Below are 21,660 nucleotides of genomic sequence, written 5' to 3'. Positions count from 1 at the left end.
AATTATGCAGTGTTGCAGCTTCTTCCTTAAAGAAAAGCCGGCAGCCGGATTTGATCGCTATTGCGGGATTTTGGCCGATGGAGTGCGGCGGTCTAGGGTGTGGTCAGGCGGTCTCGTGCCGGCGCACGCCATAGGCGGCCATGAAGACCCGGATCGCGCCGCGGATGACGCGCTCGATTTCGTCACGCGGCGGCGGCTCTTCCATGCTTCCGAACAGGCGGAGTTTGAAGAAACTACCGCTGGCGAGATCGAGAAACTGGCCGGCGGCGAGATCGATGTCGTCGATCTCCAGCCTGCCTTCGGCGATGTGCCGTTCCAGGAAGTCGCGCATGATGGTGCGCAGGTTTACCGGGCCCTTGAAGAAGCGTTGACAGAGCACCGGCATGCGGTCGCGAACGCCGAGAACGGTGCGCATGGCGTTGATGACCTTCTCATCGGTCATATGGGTGACGAAGCTTATCCCGAATTCGTACAGGCCGGCTTCGGGATCGTCATGTTCGGCAAGCGCCGTGCGCACGGCCGCCACGAAGGCGGCGCGCTCGGTCTCGATCATCGCCGAAAACAGCTCTTCCTTGTTGGTGAAATAAACGTAGAGCGTTCCCTTGGAGACTCCGGCCTCGCGCGTCACGTCATTCATGCTGGCGGCGTCGAAACCCATCTTCATGAAGACGCGCTTGGCGCCGGCGAGAATCTGTTGGCGCTTAGCCGGATCTTCGCCTGCGGCAAATCGGCCTCCGGCAGCGGGAGGACTGAATACGGCGGCGTGGTCGGGTTTCAGCGTCATGTCCTCTTAACCGTGTTGACGGTTTCGCATTTTCTTTAAAGAAATCGAACCGATTGGTTCTATACATCTTGATATGACGATAAAACAGGTTTAAGTCAACTGAACCGAACCGTTCAGTTCGATTATTTACTCCAAGATCGGTTAAGTGGCTATGTCGAGCAACCAGAAGAGCAACGTCGCGCGTATCGTCAGCGAAAACGCCGAGACCGAAGAGGTAAAGGCCGAGGTCGCGGCCGTTGCAGAAGCTCCGACGGCGGAAGCCCGCGAAGTACCTTCCGCTCCCGCGCAGTCGGCGCCGGCTTCGGTCGTCGCCGCACCTGCGGCTGCAAAGAAGCGCCGCAGCCCGGTGCTGCCGATCGTCGTGCTCGCCCTTCTCGCAGGCGGCGGCTGGTATGGTTACGAATGGTGGACGAACGGCCGCTTCATGGTGTCGACCGACGACGCCTATATCGAAGGCGATATCGCAACGATTTCGCCGAAGGTCACGGGCTACGTCGCGAAGGTGAACGTTGTCGCCAACCAGGAAGTCAAAGCGGGCGACGTGCTTGCCACGCTTGATAACGGCGACTATCAGAACGCCCTCGACTTGGCCCAGGCCCAGATCGTCACCGAACAGCTTTCGCTGCAGCGTATCGACGCGCAGATCGAAGGCGCGAATGCGAGCCTCGTGCAGGCGCAGGCGCAGAAGGTGGCACTCGAAGCGGCCGTTCGCGGTGCCGAGATCACGCAGAAGCGCCAGAGCGACCTTCAGGCGAAGTCGGTCGGCACCGCCGCCGATCTCGACAACGCCAATATCGCCCTCGACCAGGCCAAGGCCAATCTTGCCGGCGGCGACGCCAACATCACCGCTGCACAGGCCAACATCACCATCCTCCAGGCCCAGCGCAAGGAAGCGGAAGGCTCGGTCCGTTCGCTGGAAATCTCGCGCGACAAGGCCGTCCGCGACCTTTCCTTCACCGTGCTCAAGGCGCCTTATGACGGCATTGTCGGCAATCGCTCCGTCCAGGAAGGCGACCTCGTCTCTCCCGGCCAGCGCCTGATGGCACTCGTTCCAGTGCGCCAGCTCTACATCGACGCCAATTTCAAGGAAACGCAGATCCAGCATCTGGTGCCGGGTTCGAAGGTCAACGTTCAGGTCGATGCCTATAGCGATCATCCTGTTGTCGGCACCGTCGAATCGATCTCACCGGCCTCCGGCTCGGTCTTTTCGATGCTGCCGCCCGAAAACGCCACGGGCAATTTCACCAAGGTGATCCAGCGGGTGCCAGTGCGCATCGCGCTGCCGCAGGATGCGCTCGACAGCGGGCGTCTGCGCGCGGGCCTGAGCGTCGTCGTCGACGTCGACACCCGTACGGCGCCGAGCAAGTAAGCCTTTAGAGCAATTCCTGCAAAAGTGTGCAGACGGTTTTGCACCCGGAATTGCCTGAAAACAAAGAGATAGAGCAATTCCGTAATTCGAAGAAAAACGGAATTGCTCTGGAAAGGCGGAGGTGGTCTGATGGCCGGGAGCGCGACAGCAACAGCGGGGACGATTCCGGCAGCGCCTGCCCATGCCGACGAGCGCATGGACCCGAAGAAGCTCATCGCCTTCTTCGCGATGGTGCTCGGCATGTTCATGTCGATCCTCGACATCCAGATCGTTTCGGCCTCGCTTGCGGAGATCCAGGCTGGCCTTTCGGCCGGCAGCGACGAGATCGGCTGGGTGCAGACGTCCTATCTGATCGCGGAAGTGATCATGATCCCGTTGTCTGGCACGTTGGCGCGCATCATCTCGACGCGTTATCTCTTCGCGATCTCGGCCGCCGGCTTCACCATGGCGAGCGCGCTGGCGGCGACGGCGACGAATATCGACCAGATGATCGTCTATCGGGTCATCCAGGGCTTCATCGGCGGCGGCATGATCCCGTCGGTCTTCGCGGCCGCCTTCACCATCTTCCCGCCGTCGAAGCGTAGCATCGTCTCGCCGATCATCGGCCTGATCGCGACGCTGGCGCCGACTATCGGCCCGACGGTCGGCGGTTATCTCAGCCATGCCTTTTCCTGGCATTGGCTGTTCCTCGTCAATATCGTTCCCGGCATCATCGTCACGATCGTCACCTGGAACTTCATCGATTTCGACAAGCCGGAACTGTCGCTCTTCAAGAAGTTCGACTGGTGGGGGCTGATCTCGATGGGCGTGTTCCTCGGCGCGCTGGAATATGTGCTCGAAGAGGGCAATTCGAACGATTGGTTCAACGACAGTTCCATCACCATCGCAGCGGTTGCCTCCGGCGTTGCAGCCATCGTCTTCTTCTATCGCGCCTTCACGGTGGATTTCCCCGTCGTCGACCTGAAGGCTTTCGCGAACCGGAATTTTTCCTTCGGCTCGGTGTTTTCTTTCGTCATGGGCATCGGCCTCTATGGCCTCACCTATATCTATCCGGTCTATCTCGGGCGCATCCGTGGATATGACTCATTGATGATCGGCGAGACGATGTTCGTCTCCGGACTTGCGATGTTCTTCACCGCGCCGATCGCCGGCCGGCTGTCGACCAAGATGGACCTGCGCCTGATGATGGTGATCGGCTTCGTCAGTTTCGCTGCCGGCACTTTCATCATGATGCATCTGACGGCGGATTGGGATTTCTACGAACTGTTCATCCCGCAGATCCTGCGTGGCTTCGGGCTGATGATGTGCATGGTGCCGATCAACAACATCGCGCTCGGCACGATGCCGCCCTCGCGCATGCGCGGCGCGTCCGGCCTGTTCAATCTGACCAGAAACCTCGGCGGCGCCGTCGGCCTTGCCGTCATCAACACCGTGCTCACCAATCGGCAGGACGTGCATTACGAGCGGCTGCGGGAGAATATGGATTGGGGCAATCCGGCGGCGATCGACCAGATGAACAACATGGCCGCGAATTTCAACACCTATGGCATGGATGGCGCCTCGGTCGCGATCAAGCAGATGGTCGGGCTTGCCACCAAGCAGGCGATCATCCTCTCCTTCAGCGACGTGTTCCTGATCCTGACTGCGCTTTTCCTCGCGATGATCCTCGGTGTCGCGATGATCAAGAAACCCGCGCCGCAAGGCGGGGGAGGCGGTGGCGGCCACTGACCTCCGGCCTGCCGCCCCTTGAAAAGGCCCTCTTCGGAGGGCCTTTTTGTTTGCCGTTTTCTGGCCTCCGTGCCATCAGGCAGATAAGCGTTGGCCGGATCGGTGCGAAGCGGACGGCAATACCGGAAAACAAAGCGGAAATTGGCCTATTCGATTTTTTGATTTACGTACATCAAAAATGGCGCTAATGGTCTCGTCAGGAGGAATGATGAGGCCAACCGTTCACGATATCGCCGCTGCCGCCGGTGTCAGTCTCGCGACTGTCGACCGGGTTCTCAATCAGCGCCCCGGTGTGCGCCACGTCACGCGGGAAAAGGTCGAGACCGCGATCCGCGAGCTCGGTTATGTCAGAGACGTCGCCGCCGCCAATCTTGCCAAGGGGCGCACCTATCCGCTGGTCTTCATCCTTCCGGCCAGCGACAATTCCTTCATGTACGGGCTCAATGCCGAAATCCGGCAGGCCGCTCTCCGCTCGCCGGCCGAGCGTACCGATATCCGCACCATCGAGGTGCCGGCCTTCGATCCGGCCGCCCTCGTCTCCGTGCTCGAAGGGCTTTCCCAGGAAAAACCTTGTGGCATCGCACTGGTCGCGACCGATGCGCCTGAGGTGCGCGCCGCCGTCGACCGGCTGGTGCGCGAGCGCTTTCCCATCGTTACCCTGGTTTCCGATCTCACGGGCTCGCTGCGCCATCACTATGCCGGCGTCGACAATATTGCGGCCGGCCGTACAGCCGCCCGACTGCTCGGTCGATTTCTTGGGCGGCGAAAGGGCGAGATCGCTGTGCTCGCCGGCTCCATGCTGGTGCGCGATCATCGCGAGCGGCTGGAGGGCTTTAGCGCAGTCATGGCCGAGGAATTTCCTGATCTGGCGATCCTGCCGGTTCTCGAAGGCCGCGACGACCCCGAGGTCGCCCACATGCTCGTCGCTGACGCGCTTTCGAGGAATGCCGGAATCATCGGCGTCTACAGCCTCGGCGCCGGCAATCGCGGCCTGATCCGGGCGCTGAAGGAGAAGGCCGTCGACCGCATACTGACCGTGATTGCCCACGAGCTGACCGCCCATACCCGTGCAGCACTCATCGACAACACGATCGACGCGATCCTCAACCAGGATGCCGGCCATGAGGTGCGCAGCGCAATCCGCGTGCTGAAAGCCAAGGCGGACGGGCTTGCCGTCATCGAAGCGCAGGAGCGCATCCGCCTCGACATATTCCTGAAAGACAATCTGCCGTAACGGCAAAGGGAGAAATACCACATGTATCTGGGTCTCGATCTCGGAACCTCCGGCGTCAAGGCGATGCTGATCGACGGTGATCAGAAGATCGTCGGCTCGGCCAATGGTTCGCTCGACGTCTCGCGTCCGCATTCCGGCTGGTCGGAGCAAGAGCCGGCCCACTGGGTGCGCGCCACGGAGGAGGCTGTCGCCGGCCTCAAGGCAAAACATCCGAAGGAGTTAGCTGCGGTCAAGGGCATCGGCCTTTCCGGCCAGATGCACGGCGCAACGCTCATCGATGCCTCCGACAAGGTCCTGCGCCCCTGCATCCTCTGGAACGACACCCGCAGCTATGTCGAGGCCGCGGCACTCGATGCCGATCCGCGCTTTCGCGCGCTCACCGGCAACATCGTTTTCCCCGGCTTCACGGCGCCGAAGCTCGCCTGGGTCGCAAAACATGAGCCCGATGTCTTCGGCAAGATCGCCAAGGTGCTCTTGCCGAAGGACTACCTGCGTCTTTGGCTGACTGGCGAATATATCTCGGAAATGTCGGATTCTGCCGGCACTTCCTGGCTCGACACCGGCAAACGCGCCTGGTCCTCCGAACTGCTCGCCGCCACCAAGCTTTCCGAGGAGCAGATGCCGGCGCTTGTCGAAGGCACCGAGCAGGCCGGCAAGCTGCGGTCCGAACTGGCGGCGCAATGGGGTATATCAGGTGATGTCGTCGTCGCCGGTGGTGCCGGCGACAATGCGGCTTCGGCCTGCGGCATGGGCACGGTCAGCGATGGCGCCGCCTTTGTCTCGCTCGGCACATCAGGCGTACTTTTTGCCGCCAACGGCTCGTATCTGCCGAAGCCGGAAAGCGCCGTGCATGCCTTCTGCCACGCGCTGCCGAACACCTGGCACCAGATGGGCGTCATCCTGTCGGCGACCGATGCACTGAACTGGCATTCCGGTGTGACCGGCAGATCGGCCGCCGATCTTACCGGGGAGGTCGGCGAGACGCTGAAGGCGCCCACCGGTGTCACCTTCCTGCCTTATCTCTCCGGCGAGCGCACACCGCACAATGATGCCGTCATCCGCGGCGCCTTCATCGGCCTCGAACACGAAAGCAGCCGTGTCGTTCTGACCCAGGCAGTGCTCGAAGGTGTCGCCTTCGCCATTCGCGACAATCTCGAAGCGCTGCGCTCGGCCGGCACCGGCATATCCCGGGTCACGGCAATCGGCGGCGGTTCGCGCTCGCGTTACTGGCTGGCGTCGATCGCGACCGCGCTCGGCGTTCCGGTCGACCTGCCGGCCGACGGCGATTTCGGCGCGGCCTTCGGCGCAGCCCGCCTCGGCCTGATTGCAGCAACGGGGGCAGATCCCATTGCCGTCTGCACGCCGCCGGTAACAGCCGGAACGATCGAGCCGGTGTCGGCACTGAGCGGCGCTTATGAGGATGCTTACAAGCGCTACCGCGCGCTCTACCCGGCGATCAAGTCGCTGGCGCATTGATATTGGGCAGCCCCTCATCCGCTTGTCGGCACCTTCTCCCCAAAGGGGCGGAGAGACCAGCAGCGGCGCCTCTTTCCCTCTCGCCAGCGGGAAGAGGCTAGGGTGAGGGGGAACCCCACGGAACAACAGACAAGAGTGAACCCAAGGAGAAACGACATGAGCACCGGATTTTTCGGCGATATCCAGAAAGTAAAATACGAAGGCCCGGACAGCACCAATCCGCTGGCCTTCCGCTACTACCAGCCGGACGAGATCGTCATGGGCAAGCGCATGGAAGACCATCTGCGCTTTGCGGTGGCCTATTGGCACACCTTCACCTGGCCGGGCGGCGACCCGTTCGGTGGCCAGACCTTCCTGCGTCCGTGGTTCGAGGACACGATGAAGGCCGCCAAGCTCAAGGCCGACGTCGCCTTCGAATTCTTCTCGCTGCTCGGCTCGCCCTACTACTGCTTCCATGACGCCGACGTGCGTCCTGAGGGCAAGAGTTTCGCCGAAAACACCAAGAACCTCAACGAGATCGTCGATTATTTCGCCGAGAAGCAGGCCGCAACCGGCACCAAGCTGCTCTGGGGCACGGCGAACCTCTTCTCCCACCGCCGCTATATGTCGGGCGCTGCGACCAATCCGGATCCCGATGTCTTCGCTTTCGCAGCTGCGACGGTAAAGACCTGCATCGATGCCACGCAGAAGCTCGGCGGCGAAAACTACGTGCTCTGGGGTGGTCGCGAAGGTTACGAGACGCTGCTCAACACCGATATCGGCCGCGAGCTCGACCAGCTCGGCCGCTTCCTCAACCTCGTGGTCGAATACAAGCACAAGATCGGCTACAAGGGCACGATCCTGATCGAGCCGAAGCCGCAGGAGCCGACCAAGCACCAGTATGATTACGACGTCGCGACCGTCTATGGCTTCCTCAAGAAGCACGGCCTTGAAAACGAGGTGAAGCTCAATATCGAGCAGGGCCACGCGATCCTTGCCGGCCACTCCTTCGAGCACGAGCTGGCGCTTGCCAATGCACTCGGTATCTTCGGCTCGATCGACATGAACCGCAACGACTACCAGTCCGGCTGGGATACCGACCAGTTCCCGAACAATGTTCCGGAAATGGCGCTCGCCTATTACCATGTTCTGGCAGGTGGCGGATTCAAGACCGGCGGCACCAACTTCGACTCGAAGCTTCGCCGTCAGTCTCTCGACCCGGCGGATCTGCTGATCGGCCATATCGGCGGCATGGATTGCTGCGCCCGCGGCCTGAAGGCCGCCGCCAAGATGATCGAGGACAAGGCTCTGTCGCAGCCGCTCGCCGATCGTTATGCCGGCTGGGAATCCGCCGAGGCGCAGAAGCTCTTCCGCGGCGAGTATTCGCTGGATGAGATCACCCACTATGTCGAGAGCCACGACGTGAACCCGCAGCCGAGATCCGGCAAGCAGGAACTGCTGGAGAACGTCGTCAACCGTTACGTTTGATGAAGCGCGCCGGCGGTCATCGACCGCCGGCGCAGCCTCTTCGGCCGGGCGAGGGCGCAAAGCCTTCAGCCTCTATCGGTTTACCGTTTCGACCAGTTGCGCGATGGGGCTGAGACGGAGTTTCGAACCACCAGATCCGGGCGCAGCAGGATTTCCGTTTCGGTCGGCCGGCCATCGGACAGGAGTTCGAGCAGCAGCGCCATCGCCTGCTTGCCGATTGCCGTTCTCGGCTGGCGGATCGTGGTCAGCGGCGGCGATATGAAGACCGCCTGCGGCACGTCGTCGAAACCGGTTACCGAGAAATCCCGCGGTATATCGTAGCCTCGCGCGCCGAGCCCGATCATGACGCCGATCGCCGTCTGGTCGTTGACGCACATGAAGGCGGTCGGAAGCGTGTCGCGCATGAAAAGCTGTTCAACCGCATGCCGCCCACTTTCGATCGTGCCGTCACCTTCGAGCACGATCCTGGTGTCGGGCGGGATGCCGGCGGCGTCGAGACCGGCATCGTAACCCATGCGGCGCCTGGTATAGGCAAGCCGGGTGCGCGAATCGCCGATGAAGGCGATCTTGCGATGCCCTTCGGCCAGCAGCAGGTCCACCGCTTTCCGAGCGCCCTCGGTATCGTCGACGCCCACATAGGGTATGCCGCCGTTGAAGACGGGCTCGAAAACACCGACGCTCGGCGGCAGCCGTGCGGTCATCGTCTGATGCCCGAACGGCAGGATACCGGTGAAGAGGATCAATCCGGCCGCCTGGTTGGAATTGAAGAATTTCAGATATTCCAGACCGCGCTGGGCATCGTTCTGCGTGTGGCCGATCAGGATGCCGTAGCCGTGCGCGCGCGCTTCGTTCTCCAGCCCGACGAGAATGTTGGAGAAATTGGGATCGCCGATATCGGGCGCCACGACAAGGATCATGTTGGAGCGGCCGAGCCTCAGGCTGCGCGCCATGGCATTGGTGGTATAGCCGGTGATGGCGATCGCCTGGTTGACCTTGAGGCGCGTGGAGTTGGCGACCTTCTCCGGCATGTGGATTGCCCGGGAAACCGTCGCGATAGAGACCTCGGCGATCCGGGCGACGTCTTCGATGGTTGCGGGCGTGGAATTCGACACTGAGCTCTGCCTTGGGCTGTCTTCGCCGCGACACTACACAGACTTGTCGAGAGGTCAAAGGCAGGCTTCAACTGATCTGTGTAAATCAACGATGTAAACCTTTACACGATGTATGTAAAGGTTTACATAAGGCTTCAGAGCGGACGGGGAGCCGCTTTGGGGAGGATCAGATGACCGTGGAGATCGCCGACACCGCACCCGTGGTGCTGTCCGCCAGGCGCATATGCAAATCCTTCAGTGGAGTGCAGGTCCTCTTCAGCGTGAACTTCGATCTCCGCGCCGGCGAAATCCATGCGCTCATGGGTGAAAATGGCGCCGGCAAATCCACGCTTGTCAAGGTTTTGTCCGGTTTCGAACAGCCGAGTTCCGGCGAAATCCTGCTCGACGGCAAGCCCGTCGTCCTGCCGCCCAATGGCGCCGCCGAGGCGCTGGGCATCGTCATCATTCACCAGGAATTCAACCTTGCCGAACATCTGACCGTGACGGAAAGCCTCTTTCTCGGGCGCGAAGTCACCCGTTTCGGCATGCTCGACCGCAAATATATGCGGTCGGAGACACGCAAGGTTCTCGACGTGCTCGGTTCGCATGTCGATGAGAATGCGCTGATCAGCACGCTTTCCATCGCCGACAAGCAGATGGTCGAAATCGCCAAGGCGATCAGCCGCGATGCGCGGGTGGTGTTCATGGACGAGCCGACCGCGGTGCTGTCGCGGGAAGAGACCAATATGCTGTTCAAGCAGGTTCGCAAGCTTCGCGACCAGGGTACCAGCTTCGTCTTCGTGTCCCACAAGCTCGACGAGGTGATGGAATTGACCGACCGCGTCACGGTGCTGCGCGACGGCCAGTGGATCAAGACTTCGGCGACGTCCATTCTGGACGGGGAATCGATCGCACAGCTGATGGTTGGCCGCGAACTTTCCAGCCTCTATCCCGCCAAGGTCGAGCCTGATGTCGACGAGGAGATCGTCCTCAGCGTCGCCTCGGTGTCGACGGGCTATGTAAAGGATGCGAGCTTCGAGGTGCGCAAGGGCGAGATCATCGGTTTTTCCGGCATGATCGGCTCGGGCCGCACCGAACTGATGGAAGCGATCGCCGGATTGCGGACCCGTCTCGAGGGCGAGGTGGTCATCAAGGGGGAAACTGTTCCCTCCGGCGACGTGCATGCCGCCAATCGCTGCGGGCTCGCCTACATGACCAAGGACCGCAAGTCGAAAGGCCTGCTGCTGCGCTCCGGCATGGTGACCAATCTGACGCTGCAATCGCTCGGAAGGCACGCTCGTCACGGCTATCTCAGCCCAGGCAGCGAGGCGGCCGCGATGGCAAAGGCCAAGCGCCGCTTCGATATTAGGGTTCGCGACGGCAATATCGTCGCCGGCCGGATGTCGGGGGGGAACCAGCAGAAGCTGCTGCTGGCCAAGGTCATGGAGACCGATCCTGATATCATCATCATCGACGAGCCGACGCGCGGCATCGATGTCGGCACCAAGCAGCAGATCTATCATTTCATCTCGGCGCTCGCCCGCGACGGCCGGTCGATCATCGTCGTGTCCTCGGAGATGCCGGAGGTCATCGGCCTCTGCACGAGAGTGGCGGTGATGCGCGAAGGGCGTATCGTCGGCGTGCTCGAAGGAGACGAGATTTCCGAGCAGGAGATCATGCGTTACGCCGCCGGGCTCAAGAAGAAGGCGGCCGCCTGAAGGCCGAAGCAGGGCTTTGCCGATCAGGAGGACACATAAGATGCCCAGAAAATATGGGACGGGAGGTTGGTTTTGGAAATGAGTGTCAACGAGGAGACCAGGGAAATCCGGCGCCGATCCTGGCGGGATGTCGACCTGCGTGCGGTCGCGCCCTTCGTCGCCCTGGCGCTGCTGCTAATCGTCGGAGCCCTGGTCAATCCGAATTTCATCGGCATTACCAACCTTGCCAATGTCGCGACGCGCAGCGCTTTCATCGCCATCATCGCGGTCGGTGCGACCTTCGTGATATCAGCAGGCGATCTCGACTTGTCTGTCGGCTCCATGGTGGCCTTCGTCGCCAGCCTGATGATCCTGCTGATGAATTCGGGCGCCATCGAAAACCCGGCTTTGATGCTGACGGTCGCCGCCGTCTTCACCATCGTCGCCGGCGCGCTCTGCGGTCTGGCAAACGGCCTGATCACGACGGTGGGCAGGATCGAGCCCTTCATCGCGACGCTCGGCACGATGGGCATCTATCGCGGCCTGACGACATGGCTGTCGCAGGGCGGCGCGATCACGCTTCGCTCCGCCGATATCCAGACGCTCTATCGCCCTGCTTACTTCGGCAATGTCGCCGGCATACCGGTGCCGATCGTGGTGATCCTGGCAGTGACGGCGGTTGCGGCCTTCATCCTCTATCGCACCCGCTACGGGCGCCACGTCGTCGCTGTGGGATCAAACAGCGATGTCGCCCGCTATTCAGGTATCGCGGTCAATCGCGTCAGGACGATCGCCTTCGTCATCCAGGGACTGTGCGTCGCCATCGCCGTGCTGCTCTATGTTCCCCGTCTCGGCTCGACGTCGGCGACGACGGGCATCCTGTGGGAGTTGCAGGCGATCACGGCCGTCGTCGTCGGCGGCACGGCGCTCAAGGGCGGCGCGGGCAGGGTCTGGGGCACGATCTGCGGCGCCTTCATTCTCGAACTGGTCGGCAACATCATGTTGCTTTCGAATTTCATCAGCGAATATCTGATCGGCGCCATCCAGGGTGCGATTATCATCATCGCCATGTTCGTCCAGCGCTCGCTGGTGCGCAAATCATGAATTGACCGGGCTTGCAATTGATCGGGCTTACAGGGCGTCCGGTCCCGATATGGAAAAGTCCCTGAATTATTGGGAGGAAATAGCATGCGTAAATTGATGTTGGGCCTGGCGGTTGCGGCGGTGACCTTCGCCGGCGCCGCTCACGCCCAGGACAAGAAATTCACGATCGGCGTGTCCATTCCGGCCGCCGACCACGGCTGGACGTCGGGCGTGGTGTTCCATGCCGAACGCGTTGCCAAGCTGCTGATGGCCGAACATCCCGGTCTCAACGTCATCGTCAAGACCTCGCCGGACGCCGCAAGCCAGGCCAACGCCGTACAGGATCTCGATACGCAGGGCATCGACGCCCTCGTCATCCTGCCGTCGGATCCGGATCCGCTCGTCAACGCCATCAAGGAAGTCAAGGGCAAGGGCAAGTTCGTCGCCCTCGTCGACCGTGCGCCGAGCAACAACGACAATTCCGTGCGCGATCTCTATGTCGCCGGCAACAACCCAGCTCTCGGCGAAGTCGCCGGCAAGTACATCAAGGACACCACGCCGGATGCCGAAGTGGTCATCATCCGCGGTCTGCCGATCCCGATCGACCAGCAGCGCCAGGACGGCTTTGACAAGGGCATTGCCGGCTCGAACGTCAAGGTTCTTGACCGCCAGTACGGCAACTGGAACCGCGACGATGCCTTCAAGGTCATGCAGGACTATCTGACCAAGTACCAGAAGATCGACGTCGTATGGTGCCAGGACGACGACATGGCCGTCGGCGTTCTGCAGGCGATCGAGCAGGCCAAGCGCACCGACATCAAGTATGTCGTCGCCGGTGCCGGCTCAAAGGACATGGTCAAGAAGGTCATGGATGGCGACAAGCTAATCCCGGTCGACGTTCTCTATCCGCCGGCAATGGTCGGTACGGCGATGGAGCTGACGGCGGCGGCACTTTACGACCAGGTCCCGGTTCACGGCAGCTACATCCTCGACGCGACGCTCGTCACCAAGGACAATGCCAAGGACTTCTACTTCCCGGATTCTCCGTTCTGATCCATTCATTGGAGATGTGCGCCCATTCGAAAGGATGGGCGCATTTTTTATGCTTTCCATAGAGCGGGTGGCCGAAAATGCTGCACGTACCTCTTGCCCGCCAAAGCCCATCATGATTAGCTCGCCGCCATATCGCATCTGGCTTCGCGCCAAATCACGAGCCAAGGGCGAGGAGGCGCCTTGCTCCCGCCAAATTGCGTGCTACAACACTTTCAGAAACGTTTACGGTCGATATTCAGGGAGGAATCTGACATGAAGACGATCAAAGGCCCCGGCCTTTTCCTTGGCCAGTTCGCGGGCGATACTGCTCCTTTCAACTCGTGGGACGCGATCACCAATTGGGCGGCCGACATCGGTTACAAGGGCGTCCAGGTGCCGACCTGGGCCAGCCAATTGATCGATCTGAAGAAGGCTGCCACGTCCAAGGATTATTGCGACGAATTCGCCGGCAAGGCGCGCGAAAACGGCATCGAGATCACCGAACTCTCCACTCATCTGCAAGGACAGCTCGTCGCCGTTCACCCGGCCTATGACGAAGCCTTCGACGGGTTTGCTGCACCGGAGGTGCGGGGCAATCCGAAGGCGCGTCAGGAATGGGCTGTCGAGCAGGTCAAGATGGCACTGACGGCGTCCAAAAACCTCGGGCTCAAGGCGCATGCGACCTTCTCCGGCGCGCTTGCCTGGCCCTTCATCTATCCCTGGCCGCAGCGTCCTGCCGGTCTGGTCGAGACCGCCTTCGACGAACTCGCCCGCCGCTGGACGCCGATCCTCAACCATGCGGACGAGAACGGTATTGATGTCTGCTACGAGATCCACCCGGGCGAAGACCTCCATGACGGCATCACCTTCGAGATGTTCCTGGAGCGGGTGAAGAACCATCCGCGCGCCAACATGCTCTACGATCCCTCGCACTACGTCCTGCAGTGCCTCGATTATCTCGACAACATCGACATCTACAAAGACCGCATCAAGATGTTCCACGTCAAGGATGCTGAGTTCAATCCGACCGGACGTCAGGGCGTCTACGGTGGCTATCAGGGCTGGGTCGAACGCGCCGGCCGGTTCCGTTCGCTCGGCGACGGCCAGGTCGATTTCGGCGCGGTGTTCTCGAAGATGACGGCGAATAATTTCGACGGCTGGGCCGTGGTCGAATGGGAATGCGCGCTAAAGCATCCGGAGGACGGTGCCCGCGAAGGCGCCGAATTCGTTGCCGCCCATATCATCCGAGTCACCGAAAAAGCCTTCGACGATTTCGCCGGCAGCGGCACGGATCAGGCGGCGAACCGGCGGATGCTGGGGCTCTAAGCTTCTATTCCCTTCTCCCGAGTGGGGAGAAGATGCCCGTAAGGGCAGATGAGGGGGATGAGGAGCGATAGCGACGAATGCCTTGAGCGACAAGCGAAAGGCATATCTGTCGCCAGGCCCCCTCATCCGGCCCTCCGGGCCACCGACCGGGGTTGAGCCACGGGGCTCAACCCGTCCTTCGAACCCCCGAGGGGAGAAGGGAAGAAAAATTCAGGAGGAATCAATGGCAATCGAAGCATCATCCGAACAGACACGTGAGCCGCGCATCCGGCTCGGCATGGTGGGCGGCGGCGCGGGCGCGTTTATCGGCGCGGTGCACCGTATCGCGGCACGTATCGACGATCAGTACGATCTCATCGCCGGCGCGCTGTCGGCTTCGCCCGAAAAGGCGATCGCATCCGGCCGCGACCTCGGCCTCGATCCGTCGCGGACCTATTCCAGCTATCGCGAGATGGCGATCCGCGAAGCGAAGCTGAAGAATGGCATCGAGGCGGTGGCGATCGTCACGCCGAACCATGTTCACTACGATGCGGCCAAGGAATTCCTGAAGCGCGGCATTCATGTCATCTGCGACAAGCCGCTGACATCCAACCTTGCCGATGCGAAGAAGCTGAAGAAGATCGCCGACGAGAGCGGCGCGCTCTTCGTGCTGACGCATAATTACACCGGCTATCCGATGGTCCGCCAGGCGCGGGAGATGATTGCGAATGGCGAACTCGGCGACATCCGCGTGGTCCAGGCCGAATACCCGCAGGACTGGCTGACGGAAGCGGTCGAGCAAACCGGCCAGAAACAGGCTGCCTGGCGCACCGATCCGGCGCAGTCCGGCGTCGGCGGCTCGACCGGCGATATCGGCACGCATGCCTATAATCTCGCCGCCTTCATCACTGGCCTGGAGCTCGACAGCCTCGCCGCCGATCTCGACAGTTTCGTTCCGGGCCGCCGGCTGGACGATAATGCGCATGTCATGCTGCGCTTCAAGGCGAAGGGCTCGGAGAGGCCGGCCAAGGGTATGCTCTGGTGCAGCCAGGTGGCGCCCGGCCATGAAAACGGCCTGATGGTGCGTGTCTACGGCACCAAGGGCGGGCTGGAATGGACCCAGAAGGACCCGAATTACTTGTGGTACACGCCTTTCGGCGAGCCGAAGCGGCTGATCACTCGGGGTGGCGCCGGTTCAGGCGCTGCTGCCGGCCGTGTCACGCGCGTGCCATCAGGGCATCCGGAAGGTTATCTCGAAGCCTTTGCGACGATCTATACGGAAGCCGCGCATGCGATCAACGCCCGCAAGAAGGGCAAGGCCGTCGACAAGGCGGTGGTCTATCCCACAGTCGATGACGGCGTGAAGGGTGTGGCCTTCGTCGAAGCCTGTGTCGCGTCTTCGAAGAAGAACGGCGCCTGGATCAAGGTCTGAATTTACCGATCCGCGTGGCCCAATGAAAAACGCCGAGGCGATCTCAAGTCGCCTCGGCGTTTTATTTTATTTTCGGTCAGGCGGCAGCAGTGCGGCCACGCTTCAGTAGGTTATCGACGCTCAAGGGTCCGGCGCCTGCCGCCACCAGATAAAGAAACACGAAGCAGAACAGGATCGCCGCAACGCCGCCGTTCTGGGCGGGGTAGATGCCCTTCGAGGCATGCCCGATGAAATAGGCGAAGGCCATCAGGCCGGAGAGCACGAAGGCTGCGATACGGGTCTGGAATCCCACCAGGACCAGGAAGCCGAGGGTGAGTTCGAGCAGCCCGGCAATCCAGGAGAGCGAGCCCGCGGGCGGCACACTTGCCACAGCCGGAAAATGCAGGATCTTCTGTGTCCCGTAGCTGAAAAGTACAAGTGACGAGACAATGCGCAACAGGCTCAGCAGATGAGGCTGCAGCGAATGGACCGAAGAGAGCATTGGATTCCTTTCATATTTGTGATGCCATTTCCCCCGTGTAAGGATCGCGGTCTCAACGGCCAAATCACGACTGCTGACATTGCCGTTATGAGGGCAGCTCCGTGGTGGGGGAGGGGTGGCTGCAACGCCGTTGCAGCTGTTCTGTTTTTCCTCCTGCAACGTTGCAGTTTTTCTTCCGGCCAGCCTGTACTTTGCCTTCAGGCTTGGCTAAATCCGGCGCAAACGGCTCAACCTGAGAGATAGGATTTACAGATGATCGATCCGAAGAAACTCGCGGAGCGCTTTCCCGGCGACTTCACTTTCGGCGTTGCCACCGCTGCCTTCCAGATCGAAGGCGCCAGCAAAGCCGATGGCCGCAAGCCATCCATCTGGGATGCTTTCTGCAATATGCCTGGCCGCGTCCATAATCGCGATAACGGCGACGTTGCCTGCGATCACTATAACAGGCTGGAACAGGACCTCGATCTCATCAAGGAAATGGGTGTCGAAGCTTATCGGTTCTCGATTGCCTGGCCGCGCATTATCCCCGAAGGCACGGGTCCGGTGAACGAGGCCGGCCTCGATTTCTACGATCGGCTGGTCGACGGCTGCAAGGCGCGGGGCATCAAGACCTTCGCGACGCTCTACCACTGGGATCTGCCTCTGTTGCTCGCCGGCGAGGGCGGTTGGACGGTGCGCTCGACCGCCTATGCGTTTCAGCGCTATGCCAAGACGGTGATGAACCGCCTTGGCGATCGCCTCGACCGGGTCGCGACCTTCAACGAACCCTGGTGCATCGTCTGGCTCAGCCATCTCTACGGCATCCATGCTCCGGGCGAGCGCAACATGCAGGCCGCCCTTCACGCCATGCATTACATGAACCTTGCCCACGGTCTCGGCGTCGAGGCGATCCGCTCGGAAGCCCCAAATGTGCCCGTCGGGCTTGTGCTCAACGCCGCTTCGGTCATTCCCGGCTCCGACAGCCCGGCCGATCTTGCCGCCGGCGAGCGTGCGCATCAGTTCCACAACGGCGCCTTCTTCGATCCCGTCTTCAAGGGCGAGTATCCGAAGGAATTCGTCGAGGCGCTCGGCGACCGCATGCCTGTCATCGAAAATGGCGACTTGAAGCTAATCAGCCAGAAACTCGACTGGTGGGGCCTGAACTACTACAAGCCCGAGCGGGTCACTGATGATGCCGAACGCAAAGGCGATTTCCCCTGGACGGTGGAAGCGCCGCCGGCAAGCGAGGTCAAGACCGATATCGGCTGGGAAATCTATGCGTCGGGCCTGAAGCTCTCGATCGAGGATCTCTACCGCCGCTACGAACTGCCGGAATGCTACATCACCGAGAACGGCGCCTGCGACAACACCGATGTCATCGACGGCGAGGTCGACGACACGATGCGCCTCGACTATGTCAGCGATCACCTCGAAATCGTTGCCGGCCTCATCAAGGACGGCTATCCCCTACGCGGCTATTTCGCCTGGAGCCTGATGGACAATTTCGAATGGGCGGAAGGCTACCGCATGCGCTTCGGTCTGGTCCATGTCGATTATGAGACCCAGGTGCGTACGGTAAAAAAGAGCGGCAAATGGTATCGCGAACTCGCGGCCAAATTCCCGAAGGGCAATCATAAGCCGGGTTAGGGGGTGCGTCCTCAGGCGGGGCACAAAAATAGCTCGTCAGAAACCTGCAACAGCCGGTTGCTTAAACGTTTTTGAACCCTTGGCTGGCAAAGTCCGACGGTCAGGGAGTCGTAATGCAGACAGCCGGAAAGTCGCAGAGCAAAGGATCGGGAGTAAGCCGTCACATCACCGTCACCGGCGTGCTTTTCTCCTTCGCGGTCATCGTCGCAGTCGTCACCGTCATGGTGCTGACGGCGCTCGAACGCGTGGCTGAAAATGCCAATCTCCTCGATGACGAGCGCTCGCGCGAAACGACGGTCGGCGCGCTGAAGACCTTCGAGGATCAGCTCGGCGCGACGCTCGACGATTACGCCGCCTGGGACGACGCCGCCGTCAACGTCTACGCGCCTGACGGCATGGCCTGGACGGTAAGCAATTACGGCGAGATGTCGGTCAACAGCTCGCTGTTCGACATGGCGATCGTCATCAATGGTGAGAAGCAGGCGATCATGGCCTATCGGGACGGCAAGCCGATGGAGGAGCCGCTCACGGATTTCTTCGCGCCGTCGCTCTGGAGCCTGCTCGACATGGTGAAGGCGGCCGGTCCGGCCGATCGTCCCCAGGCGATCGGTTTCGTCACCACCAAACGGGGCATTGCCGCCGTCGGCGTGGCATTGGTTCGGAAAAAGTCCGGTGCGCTTGATGTGCCCGCCGGCCAGCACCGCTACCTCGTTTTCGCCCGCCATCTCGATGACGACAGGGTGGCCGCTCTCGGCCAGACCTATGTCATCGGCGGGCTGAGGCTGGCGCCGCCGAGCTTTGCGGCCGACTATCGCGTACCGATCGTCGATCCGACGGGCGCAACGCTCGGCAAGCTCGTCTGGATCTCGCGTTCACCCGGCGATATCGCCTATGCACAGGTGCGGCCGATGGTCATCCAGGCGCTCGGCCTCGTCGGATTGTTTTTCGCAGTACTGCTGGCTATCGGCTGGCTCGCCGGCCGCCGCCTGAAGGCGGAGGAAGGCAGCGCCCGCGAGGAGGCGCTGCGCGACAGGCTGAGCGGCCTTTCCAATCGCGACGGTCTCGGGCTCGCCGTCGATCGTTTTGTCGTCGAGGCACGCCAGACCAAGCGCAATGTGCTGCTCCTCTATCTCGACCTCGATGGCTTCAAGGAAGTCAATGACAGCTATGGCCACGGCACCGGTGACCAGTTGATCCGCGCGGTCGCGGCCGGGCTCGACGTGCTCATTCCGCAAGGTGCGGTTCTTGCCCGTATTGGCGGCGATGAATTTGCGATCGCCTTTCTCTCCGACAGCGAGAATGCCGCCGCCCTGCAGCTTGCCGAGCAGATCCTCGATTTTCTCGTCGAGCCATTGGAGATCGGTCGCCGTGTCGTCGTCGTTGGGGCAAGCATTGGTATCGCCATGTCGCCTTTCGGGGCGATCGGGCGTGAGGAGCTGGTGCGCCGTTCCGACCTTGCCATGTACAAGGCGAAGGAGGCCGGCCGCGCGCGCATGACGCTCTACGACCCGTCGATGGACGCCGATCGAGAGCAGCGCAATGCGCTGGAGCTCGATCTCCGGATCGCCATCGAAAGCGGCGACCTGACGCTTGCCTACCAGCCGCTGATCGATGCGGCGACGCATGCCATGACCGGCGTCGAGGCGCTGGTGCGCTGGAACCGTCCGGGCCATGGCCCTGTGTCGCCCGAGCTGTTCATCCCGATCGCCGAGACCAGCGGCCTCATCGAATCACTTGGCCTGTTCGTGCTGCGCAAAGCCTGTGAGACAGCCAAGCAATGGCCGGACCTCAACGTCTCGGTCAACGTCTCGCCCGGCCAGTTCCGCAATCCCGCCTTTACCGACTATGTGCGCTACGTGCTGAAGCAGACGGAGATCGAGGCCGGTCGTATCACGCTCGAGATCACCGAAGGCTACATGATCCAGAATCCGCAGCGCACCCGCCAGTCGATCGAACGGTTGAAGGGGCTGGGGGTTAAGGTGGCGCTCGACGATTTTGGCTCCGGCTTCTCCTCGATCGGTTATCTCAGGCAGTTCGGCTTCGACCGCATCAAGATCGACCGCTCGCTGGTCATGGGTGTCAACGAGGACAAACGCCAGCGCGAGATGCTGCAGGCGACGGTAGCGCTTGCCCGCTCGCTCGACATTCCGGTGACGGCCGAAGGCATCGAGACCGAGGAGCAGGCGATAGCCATGCGCCTGTTCGGCTGCGACTGCCTGCAGGGCTATTGGTTCGGAAAGCCTGTGACATCAGACCTTATCACCGAGATGCTGAACGAGCGGCGTGCAGCGGAGCCGCAAGCTCGGCGCCGCATCGGCGCTGTCTGACCGGTGGCCTGATCCTCAGACAGCAAGGCTGTTCCAACCGGAATCCCGGCTTAGCTGCCGAAATGTCGCTGGCCGCGCTTTTTTGCGAGGGCGATCTGGTGCTGCCGCTGACGGTAACGCAGCCGGTCTTCCTCCGTGCGCTTATGATAGCAGTGGCTGCAGGAAACGCCTTCCTCGTAGAGCGGTGAGGTGATTTCTTCTGCGGTGATCGGGTTGCGGCAGGCGTGGCACAGCCTGTGTTCGCCTTCCTTCAGACCGTGCTCGACGGAGACGCGCTCGTCGAAGACGAAGCAGGCGCCATCCCAGAGGCTTTCCTCCTGCGGCACTTCCTCCAGATATTTCAGGATGCCGCCCTTCAGATGATAGACCTCGTCGAAGCCCTCAGCCTTCATGAAAGCGGTGGCCTTCTCGCAACGTATGCCGCCGGTGCAGTACATGGCGACCTTCGGCTTGTTGTGCAGGCCGGGATTGTTGCGCACCCAATCGGGAAATTCACGGAAGGTCTTGGTCTTCGGGTCGAGCGCGCCGCGAAAAGTGCCGATTGCCGTCTCGTAATCGTTGCGGGTGTCGATGACGATCGTATCGGGATCGGAGATCAGCGCATTCCAGTCCTTGGCCGCCACGTAGGTTCCGACCACTTTGTTGGGGTCGATGTCCTCGACGCCCATGGTGACGATTTCCTTCTTCAGCTTCACCTTCATGCGCAGGAAGGGCATTTTCGAGGCGCGGCTTTCCTTGTGCTCTAGGCCCGAAAATTCCGGCTGGGCGCGCAGGAAGGCGAGCGCGGCTTGAATGCCGGCATCCGGGCCCGCGATCGTGCCGTTAATGCCTTCATGCGCCAGAAGCAGCGTTCCCTTGACGCCATTCTCCTCGCAAAGCGTCTGCAGCGGTGCCTGCAGGCTGGCAAAGCGCGGCACGGAAACGAAATGGTAAAGTGCGGCCACGAGGAACGGGCTGGTGTGTGTCAGGCTGTCGGTCATGGGCCGGAAATACAGAAAATCAGCGGGCGGCGCAATTGCCTTCGCCGGTGGCGGCCTTGACAGGTAATCGATTATCCCTGCGCCTGCCATTCGGAAAACGGCCGCACGCCGAAGCTCCGGTCGGGGTCGGCGTCGAGAACGCTGATGAACTCGATTGAGTGCCCGTCCGGATCCTTGAAATAGATCGACAGCGCCGGCATCCAGCCGAGAACTACCGGCTCCGTTACCGGTTCACCGGTAAAGCCGAGAGGTTCCACGCCCTTTGCCCTGAGAATGTCAGGCGCCTGCAGCACGCCATCGGCGGTCATGCGGAAGGCGATGTGCAGCCGCATCTTCAGCGGCCCGGTTCCGGTTTCCCAAAGGCCGAGCATACCGGTCTTCCTGTCGTCCACCCAGAGGAAAGTGACTTTGCGCTCCTCGAACGACGCTGCGAGTTCGAGCCCGACGACATCGCGGTAGAATTCCGTGGAGGTCTTGAGATCGGCAACGGTCAGATGTGTTTCGTAGAGCCCGAGTACCTTCGGCATCGCGGCATTTTCGGCGGTCAT

At 61.4% G+C, this 21,660-nt stretch carries 17 protein-coding genes; 12 read left to right on the top strand and 5 right to left on the bottom strand.

Annotation, left to right across the window (positions count from 1 at the left end):
• Positions 1-103: 103 nt before the first annotated feature.
• On the bottom strand, positions 104-784 hold the full coding sequence (locus ACD590_RS19270) for a TetR/AcrR family transcriptional regulator (protein WP_018243625.1): 681 nt from the start codon (positions 782-784) through the stop codon (positions 104-106).
• Between the two features lie 151 nt (positions 785-935).
• On the opposite strand from ACD590_RS19270, the gene ACD590_RS19265 reads away from it, so the two are divergent.
• The 5 genes from ACD590_RS19265 (at position 936) to xylA (ending at position 8,058) form a co-directional block, all read left to right on the top strand.
• On the top strand, positions 936-2,153 hold the full coding sequence (locus tag ACD590_RS19265; protein ID WP_282681532.1) for an HlyD family secretion protein: 1,218 nt from the start codon (positions 936-938) through the stop codon (positions 2,151-2,153).
• 129 nt (positions 2,154-2,282) lie between these two features.
• Entirely contained in the window at positions 2,283-3,881 is a 1,599-nt protein-coding gene (locus ACD590_RS19260) for a DHA2 family efflux MFS transporter permease subunit (protein ID WP_018243623.1), read from the top strand.
• A 208-nt stretch (positions 3,882-4,089) separates the two neighbouring features.
• Positions 4,090-5,115 (top strand): LacI family DNA-binding transcriptional regulator, encoded by a 1,026-nt coding sequence (locus tag ACD590_RS19255; protein ID WP_018446020.1) that lies wholly within the window; start codon positions 4,090-4,092, stop codon positions 5,113-5,115.
• Positions 5,116-5,136: 21 nt separating this feature from the next.
• Entirely contained in the window at positions 5,137-6,591 is a 1,455-nt protein-coding gene (gene xylB, locus ACD590_RS19250; RefSeq protein WP_439003179.1) for a xylulokinase, read from the top strand.
• Between the two features lie 156 nt (positions 6,592-6,747).
• Complete coding sequence (xylA, locus tag ACD590_RS19245) at positions 6,748-8,058, top strand: xylose isomerase (protein ID WP_018243620.1); 1,311 nt, start codon at positions 6,748-6,750, stop codon at positions 8,056-8,058.
• 80 nt (positions 8,059-8,138) lie between these two features.
• Here xylA and ACD590_RS19240 read toward each other — a convergent pair whose 3' ends face one another.
• Positions 8,139-9,170, bottom strand: a complete 1,032-nt coding sequence (locus ACD590_RS19240; protein WP_028733942.1) for a LacI family DNA-binding transcriptional regulator — start codon at positions 9,168-9,170, stop codon at positions 8,139-8,141.
• A gap of 170 nt (positions 9,171-9,340) precedes the next feature.
• Between ACD590_RS19240 and ACD590_RS19235 the strand changes: the two genes are divergently transcribed.
• The 5 genes from ACD590_RS19235 (at position 9,341) to ACD590_RS19215 (ending at position 15,698) form a co-directional block, all read left to right on the top strand.
• Complete coding sequence (locus tag ACD590_RS19235) at positions 9,341-10,867, top strand: sugar ABC transporter ATP-binding protein (protein ID WP_168298710.1); 1,527 nt, start codon at positions 9,341-9,343, stop codon at positions 10,865-10,867.
• Positions 10,868-10,945: 78 nt separating this feature from the next.
• The gene (locus ACD590_RS19230) at positions 10,946-11,950 is read left to right on the top strand and encodes an ABC transporter permease (RefSeq protein WP_003552935.1); all 1,005 of its coding nucleotides are present in this window, start codon (positions 10,946-10,948) and stop codon (positions 11,948-11,950) included.
• Between the two features lie 84 nt (positions 11,951-12,034).
• On the top strand, positions 12,035-12,982 hold the full coding sequence (locus ACD590_RS19225) for a substrate-binding domain-containing protein (RefSeq protein ID WP_018072728.1): 948 nt from the start codon (positions 12,035-12,037) through the stop codon (positions 12,980-12,982).
• A gap of 252 nt (positions 12,983-13,234) precedes the next feature.
• Positions 13,235-14,287 carry a sugar phosphate isomerase/epimerase family protein gene (locus tag ACD590_RS19220; protein ID WP_439003178.1) on the top strand — a complete coding sequence of 351 codons (1,053 nt, stop codon included), beginning with the start codon at positions 13,235-13,237 and terminating at the stop codon, positions 14,285-14,287.
• A gap of 223 nt (positions 14,288-14,510) precedes the next feature.
• Positions 14,511-15,698: a Gfo/Idh/MocA family protein gene (locus tag ACD590_RS19215; RefSeq protein WP_439003177.1), complete on the top strand. Its 1,188-nt coding sequence runs from the start codon at positions 14,511-14,513 to the stop codon at positions 15,696-15,698.
• Positions 15,699-15,774: 76 nt separating this feature from the next.
• On the opposite strand, the gene ACD590_RS19210 is transcribed toward ACD590_RS19215, so the two are convergent.
• Complete coding sequence (locus ACD590_RS19210; RefSeq protein WP_439003176.1) at positions 15,775-16,179, bottom strand: DoxX family protein; 405 nt, start codon at positions 16,177-16,179, stop codon at positions 15,775-15,777.
• A 252-nt stretch (positions 16,180-16,431) separates the two neighbouring features.
• Here ACD590_RS19210 and ACD590_RS19205 point away from each other — a divergent pair, with 252 nt between their 5' ends.
• Positions 16,432-17,805, top strand: a complete 1,374-nt coding sequence (locus ACD590_RS19205) for a GH1 family beta-glucosidase (RefSeq protein WP_439003175.1) — start codon at positions 16,432-16,434, stop codon at positions 17,803-17,805.
• Positions 17,806-17,918: 113 nt separating this feature from the next.
• A complete protein-coding gene (locus tag ACD590_RS19200; RefSeq protein ID WP_439003174.1) occupies positions 17,919-20,132 on the top strand; it encodes a putative bifunctional diguanylate cyclase/phosphodiesterase in 2,214 nt (737 codons plus the stop codon).
• Between the two features lie 50 nt (positions 20,133-20,182).
• Here the strand turns inward: ACD590_RS19200 and trhO are convergent, their stop codons facing one another.
• Together trhO and ACD590_RS19190 are read right to left on the bottom strand one after the other, a co-directional pair.
• Positions 20,183-21,112 (bottom strand): oxygen-dependent tRNA uridine(34) hydroxylase TrhO, encoded by a 930-nt coding sequence (gene trhO, locus ACD590_RS19195; protein ID WP_439003173.1) that lies wholly within the window; start codon positions 21,110-21,112, stop codon positions 20,183-20,185.
• A gap of 71 nt (positions 21,113-21,183) precedes the next feature.
• Positions 21,184-21,660, bottom strand: coding sequence for a VOC family protein (locus ACD590_RS19190; protein ID WP_018446027.1), 477 nt, complete (start codon positions 21,658-21,660; stop codon positions 21,184-21,186).

The organism is Rhizobium sp. 862_C5_N1_2 (genome assembly GCF_051811205.1).
Classification (GTDB): domain Bacteria; phylum Pseudomonadota; class Alphaproteobacteria; order Rhizobiales; family Rhizobiaceae; genus Rhizobium; species Rhizobium leguminosarum.
The sequence above is the reverse complement of the archived record's forward strand: the minus strand, read 5'-3'. Positions and strand labels throughout refer to the sequence as shown.